This is a genomic window from Pseudomonas wuhanensis, from assembly GCF_030687395.1.
GTDB classification, from domain to species: domain Bacteria; phylum Pseudomonadota; class Gammaproteobacteria; order Pseudomonadales; family Pseudomonadaceae; genus Aquipseudomonas; species Aquipseudomonas wuhanensis.
The window spans coordinates 3202824-3229497 of record NZ_CP117430.1 but is presented as its reverse complement, the minus strand read 5'-3'; the positions used below and the strand labels follow the sequence as shown (position 1 = coordinate 3229497).

The 26674-nt window shown below is 57.0% G+C and carries 23 protein-coding genes and 4 pseudogenes; 19 read left to right on the top strand and 8 right to left on the bottom strand.

All coding sequences use genetic code 11. The annotated features are described in order from the left end of the window. The first annotated feature begins 128 nt into the window (after window positions 1–128). Genes PSH88_RS14900 through PSH88_RS14885 form a run of 4 tightly spaced genes read left to right on the top strand, consistent with a single transcriptional unit; the run spans window position 129 to window position 2218 of the window. Window positions 129–770: a hypothetical protein gene (locus tag PSH88_RS14900; RefSeq protein ID WP_305421223.1), complete on the top strand. Its 642-nt coding sequence runs from the start codon at window positions 129–131 to the stop codon at window positions 768–770. Beyond that, complete coding sequence (locus PSH88_RS14895) at window positions 770–1213, top strand: phage holin family protein (protein WP_305421221.1); 444 nt, start codon at window positions 770–772, stop codon at window positions 1211–1213. The genes PSH88_RS14900 and PSH88_RS14895 overlap by 1 nt, the downstream gene beginning before the upstream one ends. Continuing rightward, complete coding sequence (locus tag PSH88_RS14890; protein ID WP_305421219.1) at window positions 1210–2040, top strand: DUF3618 domain-containing protein; 831 nt, start codon at window positions 1210–1212, stop codon at window positions 2038–2040. The genes PSH88_RS14895 and PSH88_RS14890 overlap by 4 nt, the downstream gene beginning before the upstream one ends. Window positions 2041–2068: 28 nt before the next feature. Beyond that, window positions 2069–2218 carry a hypothetical protein gene (locus tag PSH88_RS14885; RefSeq protein WP_305421217.1) on the top strand — a complete coding sequence of 50 codons (150 nt, stop codon included), beginning with the start codon at window positions 2069–2071 and terminating at the stop codon, window positions 2216–2218. 33 nt (window positions 2219–2251) lie between these two features. Here the strand turns inward: PSH88_RS14885 and PSH88_RS14880 are convergent, their stop codons facing one another. Beyond that, window positions 2252–2809 (bottom strand): ATP-dependent Clp protease proteolytic subunit, encoded by a 558-nt coding sequence (locus PSH88_RS14880; protein ID WP_305421216.1) that lies wholly within the window; start codon window positions 2807–2809, stop codon window positions 2252–2254. Window positions 2810–3096: 287 nt separating this feature from the next. Between PSH88_RS14880 and PSH88_RS14875 the strand changes: the two genes are divergently transcribed. Further along, window positions 3097–3393: a con-10 family general stress protein gene (locus tag PSH88_RS14875; RefSeq protein WP_305421214.1), complete on the top strand. Its 297-nt coding sequence runs from the start codon at window positions 3097–3099 to the stop codon at window positions 3391–3393. Window positions 3394–3447: 54 nt separating this feature from the next. On the opposite strand, the gene PSH88_RS14870 is transcribed toward PSH88_RS14875, so the two are convergent. Beyond that, window positions 3448–4380: a LysR family transcriptional regulator gene (locus PSH88_RS14870; RefSeq protein ID WP_305421212.1), complete on the bottom strand. Its 933-nt coding sequence runs from the start codon at window positions 4378–4380 to the stop codon at window positions 3448–3450. A 143-nt stretch (window positions 4381–4523) separates the two neighbouring features. Between PSH88_RS14870 and PSH88_RS14865 the strand changes: the two genes are divergently transcribed. The 3 genes from PSH88_RS14865 (at window position 4524) to PSH88_RS14855 (ending at window position 6973) form a co-directional block, all read left to right on the top strand. Then, window positions 4524–4928 (top strand): RidA family protein, encoded by a 405-nt coding sequence (locus PSH88_RS14865; protein ID WP_305421210.1) that lies wholly within the window; start codon window positions 4524–4526, stop codon window positions 4926–4928. 151 nt (window positions 4929–5079) lie between these two features. Further along, complete coding sequence (locus tag PSH88_RS14860; RefSeq protein WP_305421208.1) at window positions 5080–5421, top strand: hypothetical protein; 342 nt, start codon at window positions 5080–5082, stop codon at window positions 5419–5421. A 367-nt stretch (window positions 5422–5788) separates the two neighbouring features. Beyond that, complete coding sequence (locus PSH88_RS14855; protein WP_305427000.1) at window positions 5789–6973, top strand: patatin-like phospholipase family protein; 1185 nt, start codon at window positions 5789–5791, stop codon at window positions 6971–6973. A gap of 9 nt (window positions 6974–6982) precedes the next feature. Here PSH88_RS14855 and PSH88_RS14850 read toward each other — a convergent pair whose 3' ends face one another. Next, window positions 6983–7630 carry an MliC family protein gene (locus PSH88_RS14850; RefSeq protein ID WP_370694704.1) on the bottom strand — a complete coding sequence of 216 codons (648 nt, stop codon included), beginning with the start codon at window positions 7628–7630 and terminating at the stop codon, window positions 6983–6985. Window positions 7631–7881: 251 nt separating this feature from the next. Between PSH88_RS14850 and PSH88_RS14845 the strand changes: the two genes are divergently transcribed. The 4 genes and pseudogenes from PSH88_RS14845 to PSH88_RS14830 all read left to right on the top strand — a co-directional run bounded on the left by PSH88_RS14845 (window position 7882) and on the right by PSH88_RS14830 (window position 10846). Further along, window positions 7882–8337, top strand: a complete 456-nt coding sequence (locus tag PSH88_RS14845; RefSeq protein WP_305421204.1) for a YMGG-like glycine zipper-containing protein — start codon at window positions 7882–7884, stop codon at window positions 8335–8337. 25 nt (window positions 8338–8362) lie between these two features. Further along, window positions 8363–8428: pseudogene (locus PSH88_RS14840) on the top strand (hypothetical protein); the annotation flags it as partial. 28 nt (window positions 8429–8456) lie between these two features. Next, window positions 8457–9932, top strand: a complete 1476-nt coding sequence (locus PSH88_RS14835) for a DUF3300 domain-containing protein (protein WP_305421202.1) — start codon at window positions 8457–8459, stop codon at window positions 9930–9932. Between the two features lie 26 nt (window positions 9933–9958). Then, complete coding sequence (locus PSH88_RS14830) at window positions 9959–10846, top strand: DUF2950 domain-containing protein (protein WP_305421201.1); 888 nt, start codon at window positions 9959–9961, stop codon at window positions 10844–10846. Between the two features lie 61 nt (window positions 10847–10907). On the opposite strand, the gene PSH88_RS14825 is transcribed toward PSH88_RS14830, so the two are convergent. Next, on the bottom strand, window positions 10908–15740 hold the full coding sequence (locus tag PSH88_RS14825; RefSeq protein WP_305421200.1) for a M10 family metallopeptidase C-terminal domain-containing protein: 4833 nt from the start codon (window positions 15738–15740) through the stop codon (window positions 10908–10910). A 384-nt stretch (window positions 15741–16124) separates the two neighbouring features. Here PSH88_RS14825 and gfa point away from each other — a divergent pair, with 384 nt between their 5' ends. Beyond that, window positions 16125–16703: an S-(hydroxymethyl)glutathione synthase gene (gfa, locus tag PSH88_RS14820; protein WP_305421198.1), complete on the top strand. Its 579-nt coding sequence runs from the start codon at window positions 16125–16127 to the stop codon at window positions 16701–16703. Between the two features lie 120 nt (window positions 16704–16823). On the opposite strand, the gene PSH88_RS14815 is transcribed toward gfa, so the two are convergent. After that, a complete protein-coding gene (locus tag PSH88_RS14815) occupies window positions 16824–17237 on the bottom strand; it encodes a DoxX family protein (RefSeq protein ID WP_305421196.1) in 414 nt (137 codons plus the stop codon). Window positions 17238–17473: 236 nt separating this feature from the next. On the opposite strand from PSH88_RS14815, the pseudogene PSH88_RS14810 reads away from it, so the two are divergent. Then, window positions 17474–17560 (top strand): annotated as a pseudogene (locus PSH88_RS14810) (NAD(P)H:quinone oxidoreductase); the annotation flags it as partial. A gap of 36 nt (window positions 17561–17596) precedes the next feature. Here PSH88_RS14810 and PSH88_RS14805 read toward each other — a convergent pair. After that, window positions 17597–18747, bottom strand: a pseudogene (locus PSH88_RS14805) (MFS transporter). Window positions 18748–18918: 171 nt separating this feature from the next. On the opposite strand from PSH88_RS14805, the gene PSH88_RS14800 reads away from it, so the two are divergent. Further along, window positions 18919–19467 carry an isopenicillin N synthase family dioxygenase gene (locus PSH88_RS14800; RefSeq protein WP_305421195.1) on the top strand — a complete coding sequence of 183 codons (549 nt, stop codon included), beginning with the start codon at window positions 18919–18921 and terminating at the stop codon, window positions 19465–19467. A gap of 292 nt (window positions 19468–19759) precedes the next feature. Next, complete coding sequence (locus tag PSH88_RS14795; protein ID WP_305421193.1) at window positions 19760–19900, top strand: hypothetical protein; 141 nt, start codon at window positions 19760–19762, stop codon at window positions 19898–19900. Between the two features lie 90 nt (window positions 19901–19990). Here PSH88_RS14795 and PSH88_RS14790 read toward each other — a convergent pair whose 3' ends face one another. Next, window positions 19991–21850 carry an ABC transporter ATP-binding protein gene (locus PSH88_RS14790; RefSeq protein WP_305421191.1) on the bottom strand — a complete coding sequence of 620 codons (1860 nt, stop codon included), beginning with the start codon at window positions 21848–21850 and terminating at the stop codon, window positions 19991–19993. Between the two features lie 714 nt (window positions 21851–22564). On the opposite strand from PSH88_RS14790, the gene PSH88_RS14785 reads away from it, so the two are divergent. The 3 genes from PSH88_RS14785 to PSH88_RS14775 all read left to right on the top strand — a co-directional run bounded on the left by PSH88_RS14785 (window position 22565) and on the right by PSH88_RS14775 (window position 26162). Beyond that, window positions 22565–24853 carry a hypothetical protein gene (locus PSH88_RS14785; protein ID WP_305421189.1) on the top strand — a complete coding sequence of 763 codons (2289 nt, stop codon included), beginning with the start codon at window positions 22565–22567 and terminating at the stop codon, window positions 24851–24853. 359 nt (window positions 24854–25212) lie between these two features. Then, on the top strand, window positions 25213–25338 hold the full coding sequence (locus PSH88_RS14780) for a hypothetical protein (protein ID WP_305421188.1): 126 nt from the start codon (window positions 25213–25215) through the stop codon (window positions 25336–25338). Between the two features lie 176 nt (window positions 25339–25514). Then, window positions 25515–26162, top strand: coding sequence for a BON domain-containing protein (locus PSH88_RS14775; RefSeq protein WP_305421187.1), 648 nt, complete (start codon window positions 25515–25517; stop codon window positions 26160–26162). A 223-nt stretch (window positions 26163–26385) separates the two neighbouring features. Here PSH88_RS14775 and PSH88_RS14770 read toward each other — a convergent pair. Beyond that, window positions 26386–26649 (bottom strand): annotated as a pseudogene (locus tag PSH88_RS14770) (universal stress protein); the annotation flags it as partial. Window positions 26650–26674: the final 25 nt, after the last annotated feature.

Here is a 26674-nt window from a genome sequence, read left to right as displayed (position 1 = left end):
GCGCTTTTTATCACTTCATCATCTGCTTGGAACTCCGCGCCAGACACCCTCGTCATCTGCAATGAAGCACCACCGCGGCCACACCGCGGCCACTCCCTGACGTGTTCATTACGAAGGCGATGGATGACATGACTATTCCAGACAGCAGAACCGGACAACCGGATGCCCCTCGGGATCCCGCAGGCTCCGAACAAAGCTTTCAGCATTTAAAGGAGGAGGTTACCGAAGCGATAGGCGGTGCGCGGCATCAGGCCGATGAGCAGTTCGGCCAGTACCGCGATACCGCAGCGGACCAGATTGAAGCATTGGCCAGAGGCGCCCAATCAGTCGTTTCCGAAATCAGGACGAACGATACGTTCGGGATGTCCGATTACCTGGCAGACATGGCCGACAGCATGAGCAGCCTGGCTGGAAAACTGCGCAGCAAAAGTGCCGAAGAGCTTTTGCACGATGGCGCTGATCTGGCACGCGACAATCCGGGGTTGTTCATTGTCGGCAGCATCGCGGTGGGGTTCGGTTTGTCGCGGTTCCTGAAAGCGGGCACGGCGACCCTGCCGACAACAACCGACCGTGAGTTCACTGCCCAAAGCAGCACACCCACATTCACTGGCGATGGCTCGCAAGGACTTTATGAAACATCGATGCCGACCGGGGGCGATCTGTCGCCCGGATTGGCCACGGGCATCACGCCGTCCTCGCCGAGCGCACCCGACCATCGTGGCGACAGTTCCTCAATGCCGGGGTCCAGCCCCTTCTCAGGAGAACGGTGATGAACAGAGAAGATCCAGAACTGCAACGCACACCACCCGTCACACCGTCGGTCACGACGGCTGATCATGACGCCTCCGTGGTCGGTTTATTGCGGCAGTTAACTCGGGAAGTACCGGCGTTATTCACCAAGGAACTGGCGTTGGCCAAGGTGGAATTGCAGGCCAGCCTGACGACGTTGAAGGCAGGGATTGCCGGGGTCGCCGGTGGCGCCATCGTGCTGCTCGCCGGGTTCATCATTCTGCTGATGGCGGTCGTCTATGCCTTGAGCCTGGTGATGGCGCCCTGGCTGGCCGCGCTGATTGTCGGCGTCGTGGTGATGGTCATCGGGTTCGTGATGCTGCAAGCAGGCAAAAAACAATTGGAGCCTTCCCACTTCAAGCCTGATCGCACCCTGGACGCCTTGAACAAAGACCAGGAAGCCCTGCGGAGGAAAGTGTCATGAACCGAGAATTCGAAACCGAAGCGGCCAAGAGCCCGGAAACCATCGAGCGTGAAATCGATGCGCAACGGGAGAACATCGGGCATATCGTCGACGCGCTGGAAAGCAAGTTCACCCCCGGCCAGATGTTCGATCAGGCGCTGCTGATGATGCAAAGCAACGGCTCGACCTTCCTGACCAATCTGGGCACCAGCGTGCGCAACAACCCCGTGCCCGCGGTGCTGACCTCGGTCGGGCTGATGTGGTTGATGATGAGCCAGAATCGCCCGCCAACGCCCATGGAATATCGCGTCGAGCCGCAGCCGGATGTCGACTGGGCCGATGACTTGGGTGAAGGGCTTTCCGAGGGTTTGGACAGCGCCCGACAGCGTCTGCACGACACCACCGATTCGCTCAAGGACAGCTATCAGGCGGTCAAGGGTAAGGCAGCGCACCTGAGCGATAGCCTGCATGCGAAGACCGATCAGCTCAGTCACGCCGTCCATGACACCAGCGATCGCCTGGCGCGCAGGACTCATGAAATGGGCGACCAGTTCAGTCATCTGCTCAAGGAGCAACCCCTGCTGATGGCCGCGATGGGTATCGCGGTGGGCGCGTTGTTGGGCGCGGCGTTACCCACCACTGCAACGGAACGCCGTTATCTGGGCAGGACCAGCGCAAGCCTCACCGGCAAGGTCAAGCAGCAAGCACGGGAGGGTTATGAGGCGGTGCGCGAAAAGGTGATGGAAACCACGGAGCCCCACGAGGCAATCGCTGGAGAAACGGGCGAGATGCGCAAGACCGCGTCCGAAACCTCGGCCGATCTGTCGCGTGGGTTGGGAACTTCTTGACAGGTATCAGGGCAAGGCGGGAGGTCTGATGCACAGACGTCCCGTCGAGCCCGGCGATGAGCTTGATCCCGAGGGTGAGCCGGTTTTCAAGGACCGTGTGGCTGGCACGATCAAGGATTTGAAACTCACCTTGAATGACGGAATGACGCTGGAGATTCAGCCCATTGCTGGCACCTGACTCATCGGTAACGAAAAGTTCAGAGAACGTGCGTCAGCTGCCACTGATTTTCCAGTGTTTGACGTTATCGGCAAACACCATCTGATGCATTTCGTGGGCGATGCCGTAGGCCAGGGATTCATGCGCCGCAATGACTTTTTCTTCCGCTGAAAGGCAATGAAAAATATCCAGTTTGGTCTCTGCGTGGGCAGTTTCCAGGGCAAAGATTTGCACGTAACGCGCGAGGTCGTTATCCAGGCTCGACAGGTATTCGCGCAGACGTTGATGGTCAACCGAGTTTTGGCTGAAGTACCAATTCATGGGGTGAATCAGAAACCGCGAATGGGGCGCGGTGATCCGTCGGCCGGCGGCCAGGTACATGATGATGCCCATCGATTCGATGTTGCCGGCATTGATCGCGCACAGCGGCACCGGCAGGGATTTGAGGAAGGTGTAGAGGGCGAAGCCAAAATTGGTGCTGCCACCGCAGGTGGAGAGATTGAGCAGCAAGGAGGAGGCGCCCTGGTCGATGGCGTCGAGGCAGCAGTCCCGGAAGCGTTCCATGGTGCCCTGATCAATCTGGCAATGAAAGTGGACGATGTGCTCAGTCATCGACGTACCTCCATAGAGGATAAATTAGAGAGCTGATGATTCAGCGTAACTGTTTGAATGATGCCAGACCTTAACGCTCTTTTCTTTCATGAATTTGTATAAGCGGAACCCATTTTTATACTCGTTTAACTCACCCCCATTAGTCGCCGCACCAGGAGTTTTCTGGAACTAATAACTCCAATCCGTTGGTCGCAAGAATGCCGCATCAGTTCAAACTTTCAATCACAGAAAACCTCGGAATTAGACGAACCCACGAAGGTTCGCGAGAAATAATGAGGAGAACGAAAATGGCTAACACCGGTGACAAAAAACCTGGCAATTTTGCCAACGACCCTCAAAAAGCCTCTGAAGCTGGCAAAAAAGGCGGGGTATCGGGCGGCGGGATGATGAACGATCCGCAACGCCCCTCCGACGCCGGCAAAAAAGGTGGACAGGCCTCAGGGGGCCGTCAATCCAGCGATACCAATCGTCCCGGCAGCGAACAGGGAGGAGGCCGCTCGGGCAGCTTTGTCGACAGAGAGAAAACATCTGACGCAGACAAAAAAGGAGGAGGGCAAAATCCCGGCGGCGGGCGTAAACCCTGATGCCGTATGAAATACATCAAGCCCCGCTTATGGCGGGGCTTGGTTTTCTCCAGGTCAGATTCCTGATGCCTCACGCATCATGATAGGCGCGTGCTGTGCCATCAGCTCAGCGACCCAATCAATGAACACGCGCAGCTTGAAGCTGATATGCCGGTTCGGCGGAAAAGCCACGTAGATCGGCATCGGATCGAGACGCCAATCCTCGAACAAACGGACCAACTCGCCGCGCGCTTCGTATGGTCTGGACATGTAGTCTGGCAGCCAAAGCACTCCGAGGCCGGCCAGCCCGGCCGCGATATAGGCATTGCCATCGTCGACCGCCAGCACATAGCGACCTTTGATATGCACGCTCTCACTGTTGCTGCGCATGGCATAAGGCACGGCTTTGCCTGTGCGTGCCCACAGGAAACCGACGACACGATGATGCGAATCTTCCAGCTCTTGTGGATGCGACGGCGTACCGACGCGTTCCAGGTAGCTCGGCGCCGCATAAACGCTCAACTGGAGGTCGCCTACCCGCCGGGCCATCAGAGACTGATCGGTTAGTTCTCCGCCGCGCACAACGCAATCCACATTCTCGCCAATCATATCCACGATGCGATCGCTGACGCCCATGTCGATCTGGATGTCAGGGTATCGAGCATGAAACGCAGGCAACGCCGGTACCAGAATCATGCTGGCCAGCGGGCTGGGCACATCCACTCGCAGCCGGCCCCGGGGCAGGGTCGAGGCGCTGGACAGGCTAGTCTCGGCATCGTCCATGTCGGCTAGCAGCCGTATCACGCGTTCGTAATAGACGGCGCCGTCGGCCGTTACGTTGACCTTGCGCGTCGTGCGGTTGAGTAATTTGACGCGTAACCGGGCCTCCAACTGCTGCACCAGTTGCGTCACGCTCGTCTTGCTCATATGCAGTGTTTCGGCCGCTTTGGTGAAGCTGCCCGTTTCCACCACCCGAGCAAATGCCTGCATCGCATCGAAACGGTCCATTTCTGCCCCGGATATCTATTGGATTGTTTGGGATTTACAAACAGTGATGGCTACAGTTGCTCGTTTATCGGGCAGGCACAAGTCCTTAAAGTCTCTTCATCATTAATTGCGGGTCGTCTTTGACCCGTTGATGGAGGCACTTTATGACTCAGCGTGATGTTGTTTTTCCTCCCGGACGCCAAGCGCTTTATGAGCGCAATCGCTATTCGCCGGCGATTCGGTCCAATGGCTTTTTATTCGTTTCGGGGCAAGTCGGTAGTACCGAAGACGGCTCACCCGAGCCCGAGCTGGAGACTCAGGTTCGGCTCGCGTTCAACAATCTGAACGCGATCCTGGGTTCTGCTGGTTGCACCTTCGACGACGTGATTGACGTAACGGTCTTCATCGTCGATCCCGAATCGAAGTTCGAAACGATCTGGAAGGTAGTGCCGGAGTTCTGGGGTAACGCACCGCACCCAACGTTAACTGCTGTCGGGGTAACGTGGCTGTATGGCTTTGAGTTCGAGATCAAGGTGATCGCCAAGCTTCCTGAAACCATCAGGAGCTGAGCTGACCAGCGATAGCGCGGCGCAACTATCGGTTCAAGTAATAGTGACAATCAAGAAACGCAAGTTCTGGTTTGTTGGGCAAAGGTGGAAAATCTCCTCCATCGAAGACATTGCCCAATGAACCAGACTTTTTATTTTCAGGACTTCACCGATGCGCCCTTTATTTGTTCCTGTCATGGCTTTCGCCTCCTTGCTGCTGGCCGGTTGCGCCTCCGCGCCGAACGACCCGACGCAGACCTTTCAGACGAAAAAAACGCCTGCCGAGTACGCCGATTGCGTGATACCGAAGTTGCAGGGCAGCGCACTGAACCCGACGGTCTCGCAAACCCAGCGCAGCTACCGGATCGTGGTGCCGAGCAAAGTCGCGGCAGACAACGTTCTCGAAGCCTACAAGACCCCGAATGGCGGCAAGGTGTTTTTGTATGAGCGCCACTTGCTGGCGTCGAACTTCATGCCTTCGAGTTTCGAACGTGCCGCGCAGGAGTGCCTGTAACCGCTTTTTAAAAATGCTCCTTTGGTTGGCCGCAACCAACCAATTTTTTGTCCCGTGACTCATTCGGTCACGGGACTTTTTTTGCGTGCAGATAGTTAAGCCGTAATGTTATCCGTAGCAGCAGCCTCGCGAGCTCGGCATCTGCTACATAGATTGATCCGCTGAAGTTGCGGTGATGGCTGGCGTTTTCTAATGATCATCTATGGGTGGAAGATCATTGACAGACCGGACGTCCCACCAACGTCATGACTGCCTGGGCTTGCGCTAGCATAAAAGATGTTCAGGCCACTCGCCCTGACTTCACAGGTCATGGGTGTGTCGAGTGTGCGTGACGGGCTCTGTCAGTTGCAGGGCCGGAGGAGGCGTGTTGAAACCATTCCAGCTCAGACCTAGCGCCTCAACCCTGAACATGTTGCGTCAAGCGTGCCTGCAACGCCGTGATGCGGTGCCGCCAACGTTAACGGAACAAGCACTGATCCCGGGCATTCCAGATGCTCGCTACTGGCTGGACCAGGACCTGACTCCGTTCATTCGGGATGTGAGCCAGGCCAACCTTCGAGAGGCTGAGGCGCTCGCCAGCGCAGGGCTACCGAATGACATCCTGCCGCGGGCAAATATGCTGGCCGTTTCGGGCGGCGGCGACGCCGGCACATTCGCGGGGGGCATCATTGCCGGATGGACCCGGCATGGGACTCGTCCTGTGTTCAAAGTTGTCACCGGCATTAGCGCTGGCGCCCTGGTCGCCCCGTTCGCTTACCTGGGGCCCCAGTACGACGATGTCATTGTGCGTATCTGCAATGCAGTCGGTCCAAAAGACATTTTCCATGCGCGCAATATGCTGACCCGTCTTACCAGCGATGGTATGGCGCACAGCAAGCCACTGTCGCGGCTCATTGCACAGTACGTCACTGCCGAGATTCTTGCGGCGATCGCGGCGGAATACGCCAAAGGACGGCTCCTGATGATCGGTACAACCGACCTTGATTCAGGGCGCCCGGTCACCTGGAACATGGGCGCTATTGCCTCCAGCCAGGCACCGGGAGCGCTCGAGCTGTTTCGCAACATCATGGTCGCGTCGATGAGTATTCCCGGTGCCGTCTCACCCGTCATGATTGATGTGGAGGTTGACGGCCAACAGTTTCAGGAAATGCACGTGGACGGAGGTGTCCTTACGCAGGTGTTCCTTTACCCGCCCGGCACCGTGATGGCGCTGAACCAGGTACCCGGGGCGCGTTTGCGGCGTGAACGGCATTTCTATGTCATTCGCAACGGCAAACTGGAACTGCAATGGTCCGGAACGAAGCGCCGAACCTTGAGCATTGGCGGTCGAGCGATCAGCGCATTGATCCAGACTCAGGGGATCAGCGATCTGGATCGAATTTACCGAATTGCCCAGCAAGATGGGGCGGACTTCAATCTGGCGTACATCGGCTCCGACTTCCACATTTCTCGCCTGCATAAATTCGATGGTGAGTACATGAAGCGCTTGTTCAAGTACGCCTTTGAACTCAGTGCCAAAGGCTATCCGTGGCATAAATCGCCGAGTACGTGAGAGACGGTCTCAGCTAGCAGGCTCGGCCGTACAACTCATTTCCCCTGAGCCTGGTTTCTGGAAAAGAGCCACGTTGCCGTCTTGCCAGAAGCTGTAGCTCCCCTGGGAATCCTTGCCAGTGTATTGGGTTCCCGAATCATTCCGCACCTGACTCAGGGTGATCGAGCTGTTCGCCCATTTCAGGTACACGACACCAGGCTGCGTGTTAAAGAAAGTGGCGGCAATCAATGCGTTTAACCCTGTACACCGAAAAGCCAGGGGACCTTCGGTGAGTCTGTCTGGATCCTTGGTTCTCACAATGGCCGAGCCTTGGCGTAGCTGGTGCGCGCGCTCGGCATAACTTCGGATCGCGCACGCCTTGGGCGCAGGGTCGGAGCCACACTGATTGCGAGCCTCGATCCAGAACTGCTGGTCGATCATGACTTTGTCTGGACGCGGTACAGAATGATCATCCGTGAGCGCCAGGCGATAAAGACGCGTCAGTTCGATATCCATTTGCGTCAGTTGTGGATCGCGACAGATAAGCTTTTCGACGGATACCTTTGCCGTGGCGCAGTCGAAGCTGGTCTGGAATGTCGGCGTAGCAGGTGAAGCATTGACCCAACTGCTCGCCGCCGCGCACAGGCTGGTAGCGAACAGGCAGGTGACCGTTTTCATGTTGGGCTGATTCATTACCTGATACCCGGATTGCTGTGGGATCTATTGATCCGTTGAACAGTCATTTGTTCGCATTGGGTGTATCGCAGTGTAAGTCAGTGCTTAAAACTTGCCGCTCCCGTTTGAGTTCGAGGGAGTAAAAGTGCAAATGGAATTAGAGGTTGCAGCATTAGAACTTTGTTCCAGGGTTAGTCGCCAGACGCTGAGCTAGACTCAAAGATCCAAAGCACACTGATAGCAGTGGAGGCTTTATGAAAAAATCCATTTCCCCCTGTCTGGCTACGATTGTCTCGGTATTTTGCCTTTGCGCTTCAGCCGAGACCGTAACGCCGCTCAAAGGGCAGTCTCCCGAAATCATTCAGCAGGACATCAGCTCATGCCAGGCTCAGGCCGGTAACACGGCAAGCACCAGCACAACGCCTCAATCAGGTGGACGTGTCCGTGGTGCCGCTACTGGCGCAGTTGCCGGTGCCGCGGTTGCCGGAGCGCGCGGTCGTCAGCATGACGAGATTTATGACAAGGTAGACGACGATGTTAAACAGGAATATCGACAGAACAAGGCCAAGGATGCTGCTGTGGCAGGTGCGGTTGTAGGTGGATCTCGGCAACGTCAGGATCGTCGTCAGGACCGCCGGGCAGAACCGGCTGCCACTGCTTCCGCCTACAGCAGTTGCATGCAGCAACGGGGCTACCAGATAACCCCTTGAATCTGAACAACTAAGGGTTAATTGCAGCAAGATCTGTATCGTCTTTGAAGGGCGCGACGGTACAGGGAAGGGCGGAACGATCAAGGCGCTCAATCGTGCCTGACCACATAGGGGGTGCAATGCGCATTCCATTATTTTACGCGGTGTCAGCGGTACTGTTTTTGAGCGGATCCTCCTGCCTGGCGCAGTCATTGGATGCGACCGCGGCCGCCAACGCTGCCGCCACAGCGCCCGTCACGGCAGCGGTCAAAGATGCCGTGTTTACCCAGGAGCAGCTGGATCAAATACTGGCTCCCATTGCGCTTTACCCGGACCCGTTGCTGGCACAGGTGCTGATGGCCACCACGTACCCTGGGGAAGTCGCCGAGGCGGTAACCTGGTCTAAAGCACACCCGGATGCCAAGGGCGATGATGCGGTCAAACAAGTGGCGAGCCAGCCCTGGGATCCGAGCGTGCAGGCGCTGGTTGCCTTCCCACAGGTCCTGGCAACGCTGGGGCAGGATCCCGTCTGGGTACAACGTCTGGGTGATGCTTTCCTGGCGCAGCCCGACGATGTCATGGGGGGCGTGCAACGCTTGCGTCATCAGGCGCAAGCAGCAGGCAACCTGCAGAGCAACCAATATCAGAACGTGACGGTTCAGGCTGTTGCGGCACCGGCACCGGCAGCTACCGCTACAGCTCCGGCCCCTGCCAGCAGCACCTCCACCATCATCATTCAGCCCTCCGATCCGCAGGTGGTGTACGTACCCAGTTATAACCCGACAACCACCTACGGCACCTGGCCCTATCCTGCGTCGCCTCCCGTGTACTATCCACCGCCGCCAGCCTATTACCCCGGTTCGGCATTGATGGCTGGGTTGGCGTTCGGTACCGGTGTGGCTATCGTCGGTGCGTTGTGGGGTGAATGTGACTGGGGCAATAACGACATCGACATCGACGTCGATCGCTACAACAACATCAATCGCAACAACCAGATCACCCGTAATCAGAACAAGTGGCAGCACAACGCCGTTCATCGCGATGGTGTTCCCTATCGAGACAGCAAGAGCCGCGAACAGTACGGCCGACAACTGGGCGGCGCCAATCAGCGTGTAGCCTATCGTGGGGACGATGCTCAGAGGGCCCAGGCTCGTGAAAAAGCCCGCAGTTCAATGGACAAGCACGGTATCGAACGACCTGCCACCAGCAACCGCGAAGCCCGTGATCGAGCGCGCGCCGCCCAGTCCGGAACCTCGGCCAGCAATCGGATGCAAGCAGGTGCAGACAGACCGAAGTCGTCTGACAGAAGCCAGGGCACTGCCAGAAATACTCGGGAGAGTCAGCAACCCAGGAAACAGACCGCTCAGGTCAATCAGCGCGGGCAGGGCGACTCGCCGGGGCGCCAGGCTGCGCAAAAACGGCCGTCCGCCAGTAAGGGCAGTGCCCCCAACAATGTATTCGCGGGCGCGCGCTCACCGTCACAGACCAACGCACAAGCCAGTCGTGGCCGGGCCAGCCAGGCATCCGCCCAGCGTCCCAGTGCCTCGCGATCAGCCGGCCATCAGATCAGTCGGCCGTCCAATCCACCAGCGCGTCAAAGGGGAGGCCGTCGTTGAAAAACAATGCTCGAGTGAAGGCACTCATGGGCTTGCTCCTTCATGTCCTGGCAATAGCTGCCGGCTTGGCGTGGTCGGGCATTGTTACGGCACAGCAGGCATTTCCAACGCCAGAAATGGCCGCTCAAGCGTTCGTCGAAGCATTGGGTACGGAACACGCCGATCAGGCACGCCTGACAGCGTTGCTGGGTAATGAATGGCGCAGTTTCATCCCGCGCGAAGGCGTGCAGCGCAGTGATGTGGATGCGTTTTTGAAGCAATACCGCGAGCAACACGCCATTGAAAAAACCAGCGATCGCAAAGCGGTACTGTCGGTTGGCAGTGATCACTGGACACTGCCAATACCGATGATAAAAGACGCGAACGGTTGGCGCTTCGACATCAAGGCCGGTAGCGCGGAAGTCCGTGCACGTCGAATTGGCCGCAACGAACTCGCCGCGTTGCAATCAGTGCTGACCTATCACGATGTCCAGATGGATTATGCGTCAGTGGATCGTGACGGTGACGGCGCACTGGCCTATGCGCAGAAAATCTTCAGCACCGCCGGCAAGCACGACGGACTCTATTGGGCGGACGACGATAGCGGTCAGATCAGCCCGTTGGGCCCCGCGTTCGGCAAAACCATTGCTGGCGAAGACTGGCATGGTTACCAGTTCCGTATCCTTGATGGCCAAGGTCCTTCGGCACCTGGCGGCGCCTACAGCTACCTCATCGGTGACAAGATGATCCGTGGCTTTGCATTGATCGCCTGGCCGGCGAAATACGATGACACCGGGGTGATGAGTTTCATGATCAGTCATGAAGGACAAGTGTTCGAGAAAGACTTGGGACCCGGTGGTGACAAGTTGGCGCAGTCGATGAAGCGCTTTGATCCAGATGACAGTTGGAAGGTGGTTACTGTAGATCAAGAGTAGATCTACTTGGGTACTGCAAGTCCCCCGTGGGAGCGGACAAGTCCGCTCCCAGGATATGGGCCTAACTCAAAACTGTGAAATCGCTGGCGTGCAGCTCCTGCACGCCCACCAGTTGGATTTCGAACTCAGGGGTGGCCCCGGCGTTGACACTGCCGTAGAGAATGCCATCGGCAAAGCGCAGTTGGCCCGTGGCGTCGGCAGGGTCGAAGGCGTTGCTGCCGATGAAGGTGAAGGCGTCGACAGCGGTGGTCTGCGGGTTGGCGTCCAGGCCGGTGAAATCCAGAAGATCGCCTTCGGTGCTCTTGAAACCGTTGATCACATCACGCAAAGCCCCGAGGCCCATGTCCGACAGCGCACCAAATGCGTAGGTATCCGTGCCAGTGCCACCGGTGAGGTTGTCGGTGCCTGCACCGCCGATCAGCCGATCATTACCCGAACCGCCCACCAGCGTATCGTTGCCCGCACCACCGTTCAGAACGTTCGCGGCACTGTCGCCTGACAGACTGTCAGCGTAGGCACTTCCCATCAGGTTTTCGAAGAGTTTCAAGGTGTCGAGCCCGGAACTCACGGTGTTTTGTTGCGCTGACGTCGAGAGGTTTACGGTAACGCCGGACAGGGCGCGTTCAAAAGATACCGTGTCATTGCCATCACGCCCGTCCAGCACATTGTTGCCGGCTCCGGCGAACAGCGTGTTGTCCAGCGCATTGCCCGTGCCATTGGCAGCGCCAGTGCTGTCGATAGACAGACGCTCGACGTTGTTGCCGAGGGTATAGGTCGCCAGGCTGCTGTGCACACTGTCGACTCCTCCAGAAACGGCATTGCTGTCGGTCTCGATCACTGCGTCGTCGGCGTTGTCGACATAGTAGGTGTCGTTGCCATCGCCGCCGCTCATGCTGTCGTCCCCTGCGGCACCATCGAGCACGTTATTGGCGGCATTGCCGGTGATAAAGTTGTGCCGCTCATTGCCGGTGCCGTTGATGTCCGACACACCGGTGAGCACCAGGTTCTCAAGATTGGCGCCCAGGGTCCAGTTGATCGAGGCCTGCACCGTATCGATCTGCGAGGTCGAGGTGTTGGTTTCCACCACGCGGTCGAGCGCGTTATCGACCACATAGATGTCGTTGCCATTGCCACCGGTCATGGTGTCGGCGTCCAGTTTGCCATCCAGCGTGTCGTTGCCCGAGCTGCCCGCCAGGGTATCCGCCTGGTCGGTACCGGAAATCATGTTCCGGGCGTTGTCGAAAATGGCCTGCACGCTGTTGTTGTCGTTGGGGTTGCCCTGGAAGCCAAGGTCATTGGCAATGTAGTCGGCCAGGCGCTGACCGACGATCTCCGCCGACTCCTCGTGCAGGTGCCAGACGTCGTCTGGATATGTCAGCGGATCGACATCGTAGCGCAAGGGGAGGTCGGTGTAGTCCACCGCCAGCTTGACGTCGGCGCGCTCGGCGGCGATGGCTTCCTGGGCGGCGCGGACATAGCCAACCCCCTCGACGATGGAGGCAATCTTTTCTTCCGAATAACCACGGGCACGCGCCGCGTCTTGTTCGTAGTGACCGGTTTCCATCAAATACACGTTGAAGTTGCCGAACTGGGCATGCAGGTAATCAAACACCTTCAGGGTCGCGGCCTTGTAGGCCGCTGCTGCCGCTGCTTTGTCCGTGGCGCGGGCGATCTCCTGGGCGGCTTCCTCGCCCTGGCCCCAAATGATGCCCATGGTGACGTTATCGATCGATTGCAGTTCGGTGCGTTGGTCGCGCAGCAGCGTCACGGCGCGCAACAGCGCAGCCCCGGGTTGGTTGGTGTCGGTCAGCCACCAGCACAACTTGAGTTCCTCGGCGCTGAGCGTCGACACGCCGGTGACTGTGCTGCCGCCCACCGCGATGTCGATGCCGTTGCCATCGGCATCGGTGAACTGGCTGCGCACGTCATAGGGGGTGTAGCGGTCCAGGTCGTTGACCAGCATTGAGGTGCCGGACTGATTGTCGTCCTCCGTCATGCGCAGCAGGCGCGTATTGGATTGGCCGAGGGTGGGCAGGTAGAGGATTTCCTGCGGGGTGCTCTGGCCGAACACAAAGTCACTGGCGGTCAGGGTGTTGAGGTAGTTGCCGTTGAGGGCGATTTCAAAGCGATTGCCATCGGCATCCGCTTCGGCGGACTTGATGTAGGTCTTGTCGCCGGCCGCGTTGAGGGTGATGTACAACGTGCCATGGTGGCCATCGCCCAGGCCGATATAGCCCAGGCCCGAAACGTCGATCTTGTCGACGCCGGCGGTGAAGTCATAAATCGTGTCGGTGGCCGTGATGCCACCGGTGTCGTAGTCGCGGTAGCTGTCGAGCGCGTTGGTGTAGCGGAAGGTGTCGGCACCGTCGCCGCCATACAACGAATCGCGTCCGGCGCCGCCGTCGACGATGTCCGCGCCGGTGCCGGCCTTGATCGTGTCGTTGCCACCGAGGCCGAGGATCTGGTCTGCACCCGCCGTGCCATTGAGGGTTTCGGCATTGTTGGTGCCGGTGATGGTGTTGACGGGCGCATCGGCCACTACCAGGGCAAAGCTATCGCTGACCGACGCACCGGCCGGGTCCGTGGCTTTGACCAGCACGTTGTAATTGCCGGACGCGGTGCTGGTCGGCGTGCCAGTGAAGGTCAGGTTGGTGGCATTGAAGCTCAGCCACGCGGGCAGGGCGCTGCCATCGGCCAGGGTCGCGGTGTAACTGAGGCTGTCGTTATCTGGATCGGTGAAGCTGGTGGCCGGCACCGCGTAGCTGAACGTGGTGTTTTCGGTCGCATTCTGATCCAGCAATGCTGTTGCCACCACCGGCGCATGGTTGACCGTCGGCGACGTGGCGAAGACGAAGTTGGCGCTGGTCAGCTTGCCGAGGTAGTTGCCGTCCAGTGCTACTTCGAAGCGGTTGCCATTGGCGTCGGCGGTCAGGGTTTTAATGTAAGTCTTGGTGCCGGCACTGTTGAGCACCACGTACACGGTGTTGTTCTTGCCATCCCCCAGGCCGGTGAAACCTATGGCCGAGAGGTCGATCTTGTCGGCGGTGATATCGAAATCGGTGATCAGGTCACCAAGGTTGGCACCGCCGGTGTTGTAGTTGCGGTAACTGTCCAGACGATTGGAAAACACGAACGTGTCCGCCCCGGCACCGCCGGTGAGGGTGTCCATGCCTGCGCCGCCGTCGAGCTTGTCGTTGCCCGCGCCGCCACTGAGGTTGTCGTTGCCCGCCAGGCCGAGGAGGGTGTCGGCCGAATCGCTGCCCAACAGCGAGTCGCTGCCGCTGGTGCCGGTGATCACCCGATTAAAGATGAAGTTATTGGCCGTCAGGGTGCTGGTCAGGTTACCCGAGAGAATCAACTCGAAGCGATTGCCGCTGGCGTCGGCATCGAAGTCCTTGATGTAGGTGCGGTCGCTGCTGGCGCTGTAGCTGACCTGCAGGGTGCCGCCACGGCCATTGCCCAGGCCAGTGAAGCCGAGGTCGGCGAGGTCGATCTTGTCCTGGGTGACGTCGAAGTCGGTGATGATGTCATCGAAGCTTGTGGTTGCGTTGCGGTAACTGTCGGACTGTGCGGTGAAACGGAACGTATCGGCGCCGGTTCCGCCGGTGAGTTTGTCGATGCCTGCACCACCCACCAGAATGTCGCCACCGGCCCCGCCATTGATGGTGTCGTTGCCGGCAACGCCGTAGAAAATCTCGCTGGCGGCGCTGCCCAGCAAGGTGTCATTGCCAGCCGTACCTTGTACGGTGGTCATCGGCACCGTGGCGCTGACGTAGCTGCCGTCGCCATAGACCAGCGTGGCACCGTTGCTGGTGTGACTGATGGTATTGCCGATGATGGCGTTGCGATCAGTGCCGTCTTCATTGCGTTCGGCGACGCCGTAGGTCGACAGGTCGCTGCCGATAATGATGTTGCCCTGGATGGTGTTATCGCTGCCGTTGAAGTACTTGCCGGACACGCCCAGGGTGTCGTTGTAGGACTGAATAATGATCTCTGGTACGGGGCTGCCCAGGGAGTTGTTGGTGAGCGTGTTGTCGATGATCTCGACGTGGTTGCTGCCGTAGATGCGGATCCCGGCGCTGGTGTTGTCGTGAATATCGACGCCGCTGACCGTCACCTCGCTGGACATTTTGATCAGCACCCCTTCTGCGCCGTTGCCGTACACCTCGCCACCGGTGATGGTGATGTTGCTGGGGGAGGGGATGTCCTCGCTGCCGCGCTGGACCACGATGCCGTTGCCGCCATTGTTGTAGGCAACGTTATTGGTGAGCGTGAAGTCGTGGGTGCTGGTAACGATGTTGAAACCGTGGCGGTCGTTGTCGTAGGCGATGTTGTTTTCGAAGGTGCTATTGCTGAGGAAGTCAGCAACGAAGCCGTCCAGGCCGTTGCCGTGGGACACGCTGTTCTTGATGACCATGTTGACGGTCTGCTCGTGAGGGTCGAAACCGTACCCGGAGCAATCCTTGATCTCGACGCTGTCGAGGGTGACGTTGGAGTCGTAGCCTTCTTCGCCGGGAATGTAGCCGTTGAACCAACCGTCGATCTTGCCCGTGGTGTTGTCACGGTTGCCATCGATGGTGAGGTGGCTGACGCCGAAGTCGTGGGTTTGCTCGCCATAGGCGGAGCGGATGACCCCCGTGATTTTGGTGTCGGAGCCGTCAGCGACCTTGACGGTGGTTGCGCCCATGCCGTCGCCGTACAGGTAGACGTTGCTCTTGAGCATCAGGCAGCCGTCGGACGGTTCCTCGCCTCCCGAAACGATATAAGTTCCGGTCGGCATATACACCTGCCCCCCGCCTGCAGCGGCCGCCGCATCAATTGCACTTTGTATTGCCGCCGTGTCGTCAGTGATGCCATCTCCTTTGGCGCCAAAATTTTGTACATCGAAAATCATGAGCTTATCTCCGTATCAGGCGAAATCTCGGTAAATGCCAATATTCCATCGACAGCTACCGTGTTATGACCCAGCGGAGCGCAAAAGTTGTGACCGCATATCGGGGAAGCGTCAAAAAACCGAACTAACTGATTAGCGGTTGCGAGGGATTTTGAGATATTTCTGAAAAGTAACGTTCTGTTGACGCTTGCTCAGGTAGCGAGCGATGCCCTGTGGGAGCGGCTCGCACAGCGCTTTGCACGAGCAAACCTGCTCCCACAGATTCCGGGGCGGAGTAGTATGGTATGAGTGACGAAGGGAGCCAGATATCGGGAAGGCCAGGATGGCTAATGCCCCTCAGGCTCCAGGTCCAGTTCGAATACTCTCTGATACTGGAGGTTTATCGTGAGCAACTTGAAGCTTCATCCTTCACTGGATAACGGAATAGAGCCAAGCGCTGCAAACTTCTCTGGCGGCACCCTGCAATGCCTGTGTCCGACCGATAAGGTTGAAATCAGGATTGACGCCCAGACTCTGCACAATCACGCCTGTGGCTGCAGCAAATGCTGGAAGCCCGCAGGTGCGAAATTCGCGGTCGTTGCTGTCGTTCCTCGCGATAAAGTCAGCGTCACCGCGAACGCCGAAAAGCTGGTCATCGTCGACGAGAGCGCGACCATTCAACGACATGCCTGCAAAGAGTGCCATGCACATATGTACGGTCGCATCGAAAATAAAGACCACGCGTTCTATGGCCTGGATTTTGTGCATACCGAGCTATCCCCGCAAAAAGGGTGGGCTGCACCGGGCTTTGCAGCTTTCGTTTCGTCGATCATCGAAACCGGCACCCCACCGGAGGACATGAAGGAAATCCGCGGAAAACTGCGCGCGCTCGGTTTGGAACCTTATGATTGCTTGTCGCCAGACCTGATGGACGCATTGGCTACGCAAGTGGCGAAGTTGAAGGGTGTTCTTGCATCCCGTTAAACCCACTTGCCGAATGTAATTATTCGGCACGATCCACCTTGGCTGAACCCTTGCTGCCACGCCCTTCACCTAAATCCGTTTCAGGTGAAGGGCGTTGCGCCAGCAAACAGTTGCGCGCTGCTATCTGCCGTCCACCGAATACTTGCCAGGACCTGTAATGCCCAGCAGCAGCAAGCCGCCCATGATACTGAGGTTCTTGAAATACTGGACCATGTTGGTTGCGCGCTCCGGGTCAACCATAGTCCAAAAGTGATGCCCGATCAGCGCTGTACCGAGTACAAACAAGGCGAAGAGAAATGCGAGTGGACGGGTGTAGAAACCCACGACTATCGCTATAGCGACAAAGAACTCCATGACGACCGCAACCCCCGCAGCGACCATGGGCATGGGCGCACCGAGTGAGTCTAGGTAAGCAACGGTACCGCCAAAGTTGGTCATCTTGCCCCAGCCGGAAATGATGAAAAGAATCATTAGAAGGATGCGGGCGAGCAGGATGATCTCGTTTCTCTGATTCTCAAACAGGTTGTATCTCATAGTGTTCCGCCTGTGGACGCGAGAGAGGATGCGCAAGTAAGTCTGGTATTGAAGCCTTGTGCGCACTTTTAACACTAGCAGCTGATTGGCAGCCTGCTCTGGGACGGGGGAGGGGCAATAAAAGCGTCTCTGTTTGCCAGCAGGCGATATATACGGAACTGCTAGTGTTAAGTCCCATGCCGTGTAATCCAAGATCTTCCTGATCCATCGAATGGCGCTTAATCCAGGAGCAAATCATGGCGAAGGTTCTGGTTCTCTATTATTCAATGTACGGTCACCTCGAAACGATGGATGGTGCAGTGGCCGAAGGAGCTCGATTCGTAGTGACCAATGCTGAAATCGCGTCTGAAAAGATCCGGTTAATTTAGAAGTAATCGAGCTGTCGCACTGACAAAAACCAGCAAAACACTCACGCAGCCAAGCGCGAATGACAAGGTGCTCAGGTGGGCGACCGCCCCGATAAATACGGGACCTATCAGAATTCCCGCGTAGCCCATCGAGATGACAGCGGGGATGGCTACCGCCTGTGGCATACGTTGCTGGCGGCCCACAGCAGTAAAGATCACTGGGACAATGTTTGAGCAACCAGCACCGACCAGAGCGTAGCCAATCAAGGACGCGGACCAGCCATCGATTCCAAGCGACACGATCATGCCTGCGGCTGCGCAGAGTCCGCCAAGCGCAACGACGCGCACGCCCCCAAGTTTGCTGACGATGGCGTCCCCTGTCAGGCGACCCACCGTCATTGCGGCGGCGAAGGATGCGTAGCCCAAACCGGCGATGCTGGGCTCTAACCCTCGGTTCGAGACAAGGAAGACCGCGCTCCAGTCGAGCATTGCGCCTTCAGTGAGGAAGACGATGAAACAGAGCGCCCCTAAAAACAGCACGATACCCCTGGGCACCGCGAACATTGGTCCACCCCGTTCAGTGCCATAAGTCAGCAAAGAAGGCGCAGCCTTGTAAAGCGATCCCAAAACGGTGGCAACGATACAGAGCGCCGCAATCAGTGGGTCCAGCCCGAAGGTCAATAAAGCGGTCATAGCCCCGGCGCCCACTATGCCTCCGACGCTGTAAAGGCCATGGAAGCCGGACTGAAGTGCCTGCCCGCTGTTTTTCTCGACGATGACGGACTGTATGTTCATGGCGCAATCAAGCATGCCCATGCTGGCGCCGAAGATAATGACAGCGATCACCAAGCCCGGCAGCCATACCACGGTGCCAACAGCGCAAGAACGGCGCACAAGACAATCGTCGCCCAGATCACGACCGGGCGGCATCCATAGTGTGCAGTGAGATACCCAGCAAAGGGCATGGCCACAATAGATCCACCGCCCAGGCCAAGCAGCAGCAACCCCAGGCCACCATCGTCCAAACCAGTGCGGGCTTTAACCAATGGAACCAGAGGCGCCCAAGCGGACATGAGTAAGCCTGCGATAAGGAAGGCGATGCGTGTAGACATCCGCTCGCTATGGTTAGCCGTGGGTATCAACACTGACGATGGAGCATTCATAATTCTCGGTAATCCTTATCGATGATGCTGGCCATCATTCGCTAGCCTTGGATCGTGCGGGTTTCTTGTTTTTTGCGGGCCCGGGTTTCGGAAACTTAGCGCCTGCGCTCATACGTCGCTCTATAACTACTCGGCGCGACGCCAAAGAAGTCACGAAAGCGCATATGGAAGTTGGCGAAACTACAGAAGCCGGTCGCAATCGCGAGAACGCTCATCGGCGGCATCGCGCTGAGTCTGGACTTGCCGAAAAATTATTTTGAACAACGCCAACGTAAACCCATCACCATTCAGCGAGTTTTGCGTTATCCGCCTCAGATAGGAAAGGTCTCCCTGGAAGAGATCGGTATTGGTGCTCACACGGATGACGGCTTCCTGACAGTCCTGTCTCAAGACACAGTTGGCGGTTTACAAGTCAAGAACCGGGCAGGGGAGTGGGTTACCGCCCCACCCGTTGAAGGCACTTTTATCGTCAATATCGGTGATCTGGTGCAAACCCTCACCAACGATCGCTACACCTCGACAATGCATCGCGTCATAAATACTAGCGGTCTAGAGCGCTATTCAATACCTTTCTTTATTGATTTGGACTTCGATGCAGTTGTTGCGCCTGTACCAACCTGTGTAAGTGAGGCTTTGCCCGCGAAGTATGAAGCGTACACTTGTGGCGAACACAAATTTAAGCGTTTCGTTGATAGCTATGCGCATCTGAAAGGCGAATAGAGTGTTTTCAATGTGCATTCTATGCGTGGCCAACTTTTCTTCTAAGGGAAATGTATAAATCACATGAGGTATTTCTGAGTAAAGGGTTTCCGGATACTAACGCCGGTACTCAAGGACGGCTACATGGTCGCCTCGTTCGCGCGGTTTTGGGGGTGACGCCTGACAGGGCGATCCTTGGTAAACCGGTGCTGGTGATCGGCGGATAATGCCCGATCGTCCAGCGGCAACCTGAACAATCAGGCTGGACTTGCGAGCAGCAAGCCCTGCCTGATTCATGCTTGGGAAACACACAATGCAAATGATCAGCGCGCGAAAGATTCAATCAGTACTGGAAGAGGAGATCACCGTATACAAGAATGCTGGTGGTGCGCACCTGGACCTGATTGTCAGCTTGTTTGTAATACGGCGTTTGGATGAGCTTAAGCTGGAGTGATGGCGGCTAACACGGCCGATTTCTGCCTGTCGTGACGGGCAGAAATCGACTCCAAGCAGCCGCTTGCAGATCATCCCCGGGCCGTTCAGTTCATGCCTGATCCATAGCCTCGGTCACCCCCCGATCCTCACCCAGGAACCCGCCACTCTGATGGTGCCACAGCCGTGCATAGATGCCGTTTTTAGCGAGCAATTCGGTGTGGGTGCCTTGTTCGATGATGCGTCCATCATCCATGACAATCAGTCGATCCATCGCCGCAATCGTGGACAGCCGATGGGCGATGGCGATTACGGTTTTGCCCTGCATCATTTCATCGAGGCTTTCCTGAATGGCCACTTCGACTTCCGAATCCAGCGCGCTGGTAGCCTCGTCAAGTAGCAGGATCGGGGCGTTCTTGAGCATCACTCGGGCAATCGCGACGCGCTGGCGCTGGCCGCCCGACAGCTTGATGCCGCGTTCGCCCACCAAGGTGTCGTAGCCGGTGTGGCCTTGCCGGTCGCTCAGTTGGCTGATGAACTCATCGGCCTGGGCATTGGCCGCGGCACTGCGGATTTGGGCGTCGCTTGCATCGGGTCGGCCGTAGGCGATGTTGTCGCGAATGGAGCGGTGCAGCAGGGAGGTATCCTGGGTGACCATGCCGATGGCACTGCGCAGGCTGTCTTGCGTCACGTGCGCAATGTCTTGCCCGTCAATGCGAATCTGCCCGCTGTCGACGTCATAGAAGCGCAGAAGCAAGTTGATGAGCGTGGATTTTCCCGCGCCGGAGCGGCCCACCAGGCCGATTTTTTCGCCCGGACGAATGTTCAGGCTCAGGCCATCGAGCACTTGGCGTTCGCCATTGTAGTTGAAGCTCACGTTGTCGAAAGTTACCGCGCCGCCGGAGGTCACCAGGACGCCCGCGTTCGGCGCATCCTGCACCTTGGGGCCGCGGGTAAGGGTTGCCATGCCATCCTGCACGGTGCCGATGCTCTCGAACAGCGAGGTCATTTGCCACATGATCCAGTGCGACATGCCGTTGATACGCAACGCCATGGCGGTAATCGCCGCCACGGCACCTGTGCCGACTTCGCCCAAGTGCCACAGCCAAAGCGCATAACCGCCTGCTGCCATGATCAACGCCACCACCAACGCTTGGTTGACGATCTCGAATTGGCTGACCAGGCGCATCTGGCGGAAGCCCGTTTGCTTGAAATCTTCCATGGCCGCGCGCGCGAAGTGCGCTTCACGATTGGAATGGGAGAACAGTTTCACTGTCGTGATGTTGGTGTAGGCGTCTGAGATACGTCCGGTCATCGAGGAGCGCGCATGGGCCTGTTCCTGTCCGACTTTCCCCAAGCGGGGGACGAAATAGAGCATGGCCAGCCCGAACAACACGATCCAGGCAACGAAGGGCAGCATCAGTTTCAGAGCGAAGCCGCCGGCCAGTGCGATGAGCGCGATGAAATACACCCCGATTCCGGGTGCGATCTCGATAAGGGTGAACAACACGTCGCGCACGGCCAGCGCAGTCTGCATCACCTTGGTGGTGACCCGACCGGAGAACTCATCGGAAAAAAACGAAAGGCTTTGCCGCAGCATCAGGCGGTGGAAGTCCCAACGCAGCCGCAACGGCAGATTGATCGCCAATATCTGGTGCTGCACCATGGTACGCAACGCCACCAGCCCGATGCTGGTCAGCATTACGATGCCCATGCCCCACAACACGCGACTTTCCTGCGCAGCCGCATCCCCACCGGCCTGCCAGGTCGAGAGCAGATCCACGACCTGACCGAGGAAAGAAAACAGCCAGGCTTCGTAGATCGACACACCGGCACTGAGCAGCGCAAACACAAGAATATAGCCGCGCGCCCCCCGCGTGCACGCCCAAAGGAACCGAGCCAGGCCTTCGGGTGGCGGTGGTAACTCGTCGGGCGGGAAGGGGTCGAGTCTTCGTTCGAATACGCGAAGCATGGTGGTCTCCAAAAACGATCAAGTTAAGGCGATTCTGCCATTTAAAGGTGGCGTTGAGGGTTATGTTGAGTGGTGGGTATGGTTCTAATTGGCACAAACACAGGAAAAGACACACAGACAGTCTCCCTCCAAGCTGGACAAGAGCATTGTTTCTGGTGGCTGAGATACGCGAACTAATTATTCATTTATAGGACAGGGTCTCGATTTCCAATCTTTACTTCGCAAAAAACCACAGATTTAGTTCGGAGCGCTGTGTAGGAGATGGCTTATGGCAAAGTTCCATCCAGACACATTATTTAACTTATGTCAGATGTCCATGGCTCCAATAAGTCCTTTTGAAATAAGGGCTTGGATTAGAAAGACAAAGCGCATGCTCTCCAAAACTTGTTCATGACCGACTGTTCAGACCGCAGCGGTGCAAACAGTGGTTATCTGCGCAAATCCAGTGCCTCTGGCATTGCAGCGGGGGGGGGGAGGAAGTTACACCAATATTTTCGAGCGGGAGTAATCTCTATATGCGTCACGAGCGGCAACGTTTTCAATCTTCACATTCGTTCGTTGCGAGTAGACAATGTGCGCTCTGTTCCGGGGTAGTTCAGCGGTAGAACACTCGGCTCTTAACCGGGTGGGCGCTGGTTCGAATCCAGCCCCCGGCCCCACTACATCGCAGGGTCAGAAGGACATATGTCCAGGCACGATAGGGAATCGGATGCTATGGCCGGCATAAACGCCGGTTATGCGGTCTTTCAGTTATCTCGAGCATTGACCGCATCGGGTCTAGACACTGAGAAAGCGCGCGAACGGATTGAGCGCTGGCAGCAGGTGGTCGAACACATGGTGCAGGGCACCGCGCTGTATGGCTCGCGTATACCACTCGTGGATGTGCCTGAATGGGTCACACTGGAGGTGGTCACGGGTGGTTTTGCCACTGGACAGTATCTGGCCGGTGGTGCACTGACCGAGTACGAGCGGCGGCTGGCCGCCTCAATCCCAGGCATCCGCCCTGGTTTTCAACGACTTGATCTCAACACCTGGCACCTTACGGATGAGGGGATCGAAGCACTGCAAAAGCAACTGGTGAACAGCGACTATCGGATCGATGTACCAGAAGAGGCAGCGCTACTGTACGTGGCTTGGCTGTTGGGACAGCAGCGCACGGAGGACGCACGCAGATTGATTGAGTCGATCGCCCCTTTTTTTGAGCAACTGCGTTTCTTTCCAATGGCTTCTGACGGACTACCGCTCGCGGCGGTGGAAGTGCAGATCTTCGATGTCGGCGATATCAAAAAGCTGCTTTCAAAACTCCCTGCGCAGCAGCGTCTGGCGGTGCTAAAACATGTGGTCGTGACTCGGTTGCCTTTCTACGATGCAGCTATCTCGCTCTTCCTCTTAACGTACCAGGATGATTGGCCTTGTCGGCAATATCCTGAAGGCTGGCTTGAGCAGGCGAATGCGCTAAGTAGTAAGTTCGATGCCACCGGTAGCAATGACCTCCTCAACGTTGAACCTTTCAGGGGCCGGGTAGGGGAGTTGTACGCGTTGCTAAGGCTCTGCTCCCGTGACCCAGCCTCGCTGACAGGGCGTCAAGTCGGACGTATTCGGCGGATCGTCAATGATTTCGTGTGCAAACATGGTCATCCCGAATCCGAAGATCATCTACAGAGCCGAGCCATACAGCGCCATCAGGTGGCCGCGCCCGAGCATCATCTGATCGCCAAGGCGGTTTCTGAGCGTCTGACCAGCTATACGAGCTCGGAAGGCATCTCTGATTTTTCGTCCCTGTTGGAACCGATTACCAGTGAGGAGGCGAAGGCATATTCGCTGAAAACAGGTGTCGCCATTCCACCAGCAGTTAGCCGACGCCTCGAGCGCTGTCGAAAGGGAACCATCAGTCAGTTGATTGACAAGGGATTGATCACATCTGGGGATACCGTGGCGCGAGTACTGCCAGCGATGACGGCCGAAATCTGCAGTGCTGGATTTCGCGATACGACACTGCGCACGTTGTCTATCGCAACGTATCGTGCTTTTCGGCGACGCCGTTCATTGCTGCTGCTCAACCTACAGAGCCAAGTCAAAATCAGTGAGTTGCCTTGGGTGGCGGCCGTTGAAGGTGAACGAGAGGCACACACTGTCGCCGTTGAGGGAGCCAGACAAGCCTTGATCGAATCCTCGGCAACAACCCTCGCTGCTTTCCCCCAGGCAATCCTTCCGAACAAGCTACTTCAGGAGTTTGGTTCGCTTGCTGTCACGGCGAAGCTGGATCTTCCTTTTGTGGAGGAGGTCGCGGCGGACATTTTCATGGGAACCTTTTCGAATAAATTCGTGGAAGCAGCCAGGCGAGCAGCCTCGTTGATAGATGGCACCCTTTACGCCCATTATTACGACATCGACACGAACCAACTGGCGATCCTTCCCGATAAGCCGAAATCAAAGAGCAGAAACTATTTCCAGCGTGACTTGGATACCAGTGATGCATTGGGGAACCTGTGCGCACAGCGGGCTAATGCACCCTTGGGTGGGTGGCATTCAGCAACCAACGGCAGGATCATCGAGCAACAACAGATTTTGACGACGCAAAACCTTTCGCTTCTATTTGGTGATCTCGGTTTGAAAGCGCTGCTACATCATCGCTTGGGTGCACTTGCTCAGGAGTGCTTCCAATGGATATGCATGCGGCAGCAGATGAAAATCAAGTTCTATCACTCAAGCTTGGTGATGCTCAAAAATACCGCTTATGCCTGGCGCCAGATGGTGTTTTATTTATCCTTGCAGGATGACGCCGAGAGGCATTGCGCAATCGATAGCATCGAAGCTCATTTCGCGGCTCAACCCAATGCATTCCGGGAGAGATTTCTACCGGCAATTATGGGGTTGCGTGTGGCAGCTTCCGGGCTCCCGTTGACCCTGAACCGCCAGAAAAGTGAGGGGGCTCAGGTTTTTCTCGGATGGACCACCGAACGACATTGGTTGTTACCGCCGCAAACGAATGGCATTAGTTAAACGCTCGTCTTTATCGATGAGGCGTGCTTGAACGCCTCAAAGGCGATATCTGTATATCCGTCTGGAGTTCTTGTACAGACGGAGCAAAACTTTCATGCATACATCAGGGACCGAAGTCAGGAAGGACGTCCAACGAGAAGAGCCTGAACGTCTGCAAAAATCGGAAAGTGGTGGCGCGTGACCTCAAGCACAAGCATAGAAAGTTCCGCACAGACACATGATTTAACATAATATACATTACGCGTAACAAAGTATTTCAGGATGGGCCCGGTTGTCCTGACCAGCCGCGCCATCACGTCTTTTGCCAACGCCGCGCAGATCGTCCATCACTACTATCGGACGCGGCAATTCGCTTCCGGATGTGTGCGGGCCTGCAGTATCTGGGCATCAAACTGGACGAAACCGCCAATCTGGCCAATGCCGCCGTAATCTCGACCCCGGCCAGCCGAGTCAAGGTGGTGGTCGAACCCACAAACGAAGAATGAGGCATGACGCTCGCTGCCCACAGCCTGACCGAACCAAATCGATGAAGCCAGCTCTGAGCTAATCTTTCGAGTCAAACCATGACAAAACTCAGCTTTTTACTTTGGGATACCGGTTGAATTGGCATAACTGGCTGATTTTCTGGCCTTGAACGTCAGCCCTATGAGTGAGGATCATCATGAACGATTTAAAGTTGCGCCGAGATATTCTCGATGAGCTTGAGTTTCAACCCCACATTGATGCTGCGGCTATAGGTGTCGCTGTAGAAAATGGGGTTGTCAGCCTCACCGGACATGTCCGGACCTACGCTGAAAAAATCGCTGCCGAACGCGCGGTAAAGCGCGTTAAAGGCGTACATGCTGTTGCCGAAGAAATCGAAGTCCGGATACCAGGCGATGCTGATGTCGCAGATGACGTCATAGCGTCCCGCTGCCTGGACATCATCCGCTGGAATGCCGACATTCCAGAAGACCAGATACAGGTCAAGGTACAGCAAGGATGGGTCACGCTTGAAGGTGAAGTGGAGTGGCAATATCAGAAAGAAGACGCTGAAAGGGCTATGTGTAAGCTGGCAGGGGTCGTCGGCATCAACAATCTGTTGATCGTCAAACCCAAGGTCAGTCTGGAAGATATCAAACGCCGCATAGAAAATGCGATGGCGCGAAATGCAGAGCTGGATACCAGCCACATCCGCGTTACGGTGGAGGGAACGACGGTAAAACTCGAAGGCTGCGTTCATCTGTGGCGAGAGAGGAAGGCTGCTGAACATGCGGCTTGGGCGGTCCCGGGGGTGATGCATGTGGAAAACCACATACTCATCGCCTGATCCGACCTGAAACGTTGATCATTCAGTGCAACAGAAGCGTCGGTTTTCCAACTCCCCGCCTCGCATCATCTCTGTCAATGTCTGCAATGCACTGCAGTGTCGATAGCGCGGGCTCAAAACTGGCGTCATAGCGCCTAATGTGTCACCCGTTTCGCCCTGGACGATGCCAATCAGGCGTTGGCAAGCCTGAGGACCGGTCAGGTAAAAGGGGCGATCGTACTCATCACCTGACGAGCTCCCCCGGCTGCTTGATCGCCAGAATGCTTCCCGGCACCGAGTACAGTGCCCGTTCCGTGTTGCTGCCCATCAAGCGGTCGAACCACACCCGGTGCACGGTACCCATCACAACCACATCGACCAGATACTCCTCGATAAACTCACTCAGCACCGGAGCTGGCAGGTCGATGAACTGCCGGCGTTCCGGCGGCACGCCATAGCGGTCAGCAAGAGTGACAACCGCCTGATGAAGTGGTTGGCGCAGCTCCTCCGATCATTCACCATTTTGCAGGTAA

What these genes read in the sequence shown, in the direction of transcription:
- PSH88_RS14865 (WP_305421210.1), top strand. Translation starts at nt 4,524, where the DNA reads ATGACTCAGCGTGATGTTGTTTTTCCTCCCGGACGCCAAGCGCTTTAT.
- PSH88_RS14895 (WP_305421221.1), top strand. Translation starts at nt 770, where the DNA reads ATGAACAGAGAAGATCCAGAACTGCAACGCACACCACCCGTCACACCG.
- PSH88_RS14775 (WP_305421187.1), top strand. Translation starts at nt 25,515, where the DNA reads ATGAACGATTTAAAGTTGCGCCGAGATATTCTCGATGAGCTTGAGTTT.
- PSH88_RS14790 (WP_305421191.1), bottom strand. Translation starts at nt 21,850, where the DNA reads ATGCTTCGCGTATTCGAACGAAGACTCGACCCCTTCCCGCCCGACGAG.
- PSH88_RS14815 (WP_305421196.1), bottom strand. Translation starts at nt 17,237, where the DNA reads ATGAGATACAACCTGTTTGAGAATCAGAGAAACGAGATCATCCTGCTC.
- PSH88_RS14795 (WP_305421193.1), top strand. Translation starts at nt 19,760, where the DNA reads ATGCAAATGATCAGCGCGCGAAAGATTCAATCAGTACTGGAAGAGGAG.
- PSH88_RS14825 (WP_305421200.1), bottom strand. Translation starts at nt 15,740, where the DNA reads ATGATTTTCGATGTACAAAATTTTGGCGCCAAAGGAGATGGCATCACT.
- PSH88_RS14785 (WP_305421189.1), top strand. Translation starts at nt 22,565, where the DNA reads ATGGCCGGCATAAACGCCGGTTATGCGGTCTTTCAGTTATCTCGAGCA.
- PSH88_RS14875 (WP_305421214.1), top strand. Translation starts at nt 3,097, where the DNA reads ATGGCTAACACCGGTGACAAAAAACCTGGCAATTTTGCCAACGACCCT.
- PSH88_RS14845 (WP_305421204.1), top strand. Translation starts at nt 7,882, where the DNA reads ATGAAAAAATCCATTTCCCCCTGTCTGGCTACGATTGTCTCGGTATTT.
- PSH88_RS14880 (WP_305421216.1), bottom strand. Translation starts at nt 2,809, where the DNA reads ATGACTGAGCACATCGTCCACTTTCATTGCCAGATTGATCAGGGCACC.
- PSH88_RS14890 (WP_305421219.1), top strand. Translation starts at nt 1,210, where the DNA reads ATGAACCGAGAATTCGAAACCGAAGCGGCCAAGAGCCCGGAAACCATC.
- PSH88_RS14870 (WP_305421212.1), bottom strand. Translation starts at nt 4,380, where the DNA reads ATGGACCGTTTCGATGCGATGCAGGCATTTGCTCGGGTGGTGGAAACG.
- PSH88_RS14835 (WP_305421202.1), top strand. Translation starts at nt 8,457, where the DNA reads ATGCGCATTCCATTATTTTACGCGGTGTCAGCGGTACTGTTTTTGAGC.
- PSH88_RS14860 (WP_305421208.1), top strand. Translation starts at nt 5,080, where the DNA reads ATGCGCCCTTTATTTGTTCCTGTCATGGCTTTCGCCTCCTTGCTGCTG.
- PSH88_RS14900 (WP_305421223.1), top strand. Translation starts at nt 129, where the DNA reads ATGACTATTCCAGACAGCAGAACCGGACAACCGGATGCCCCTCGGGAT.
- PSH88_RS14780 (WP_305421188.1), top strand. Translation starts at nt 25,213, where the DNA reads ATGTGTGCGGGCCTGCAGTATCTGGGCATCAAACTGGACGAAACCGCC.
- PSH88_RS14850 (WP_370694704.1), bottom strand. Translation starts at nt 7,630, where the DNA reads ATGAAAACGGTCACCTGCCTGTTCGCTACCAGCCTGTGCGCGGCGGCG.
- PSH88_RS14830 (WP_305421201.1), top strand. Translation starts at nt 9,959, where the DNA reads ATGGGCTTGCTCCTTCATGTCCTGGCAATAGCTGCCGGCTTGGCGTGG.
- PSH88_RS14885 (WP_305421217.1), top strand. Translation starts at nt 2,069, where the DNA reads ATGCACAGACGTCCCGTCGAGCCCGGCGATGAGCTTGATCCCGAGGGT.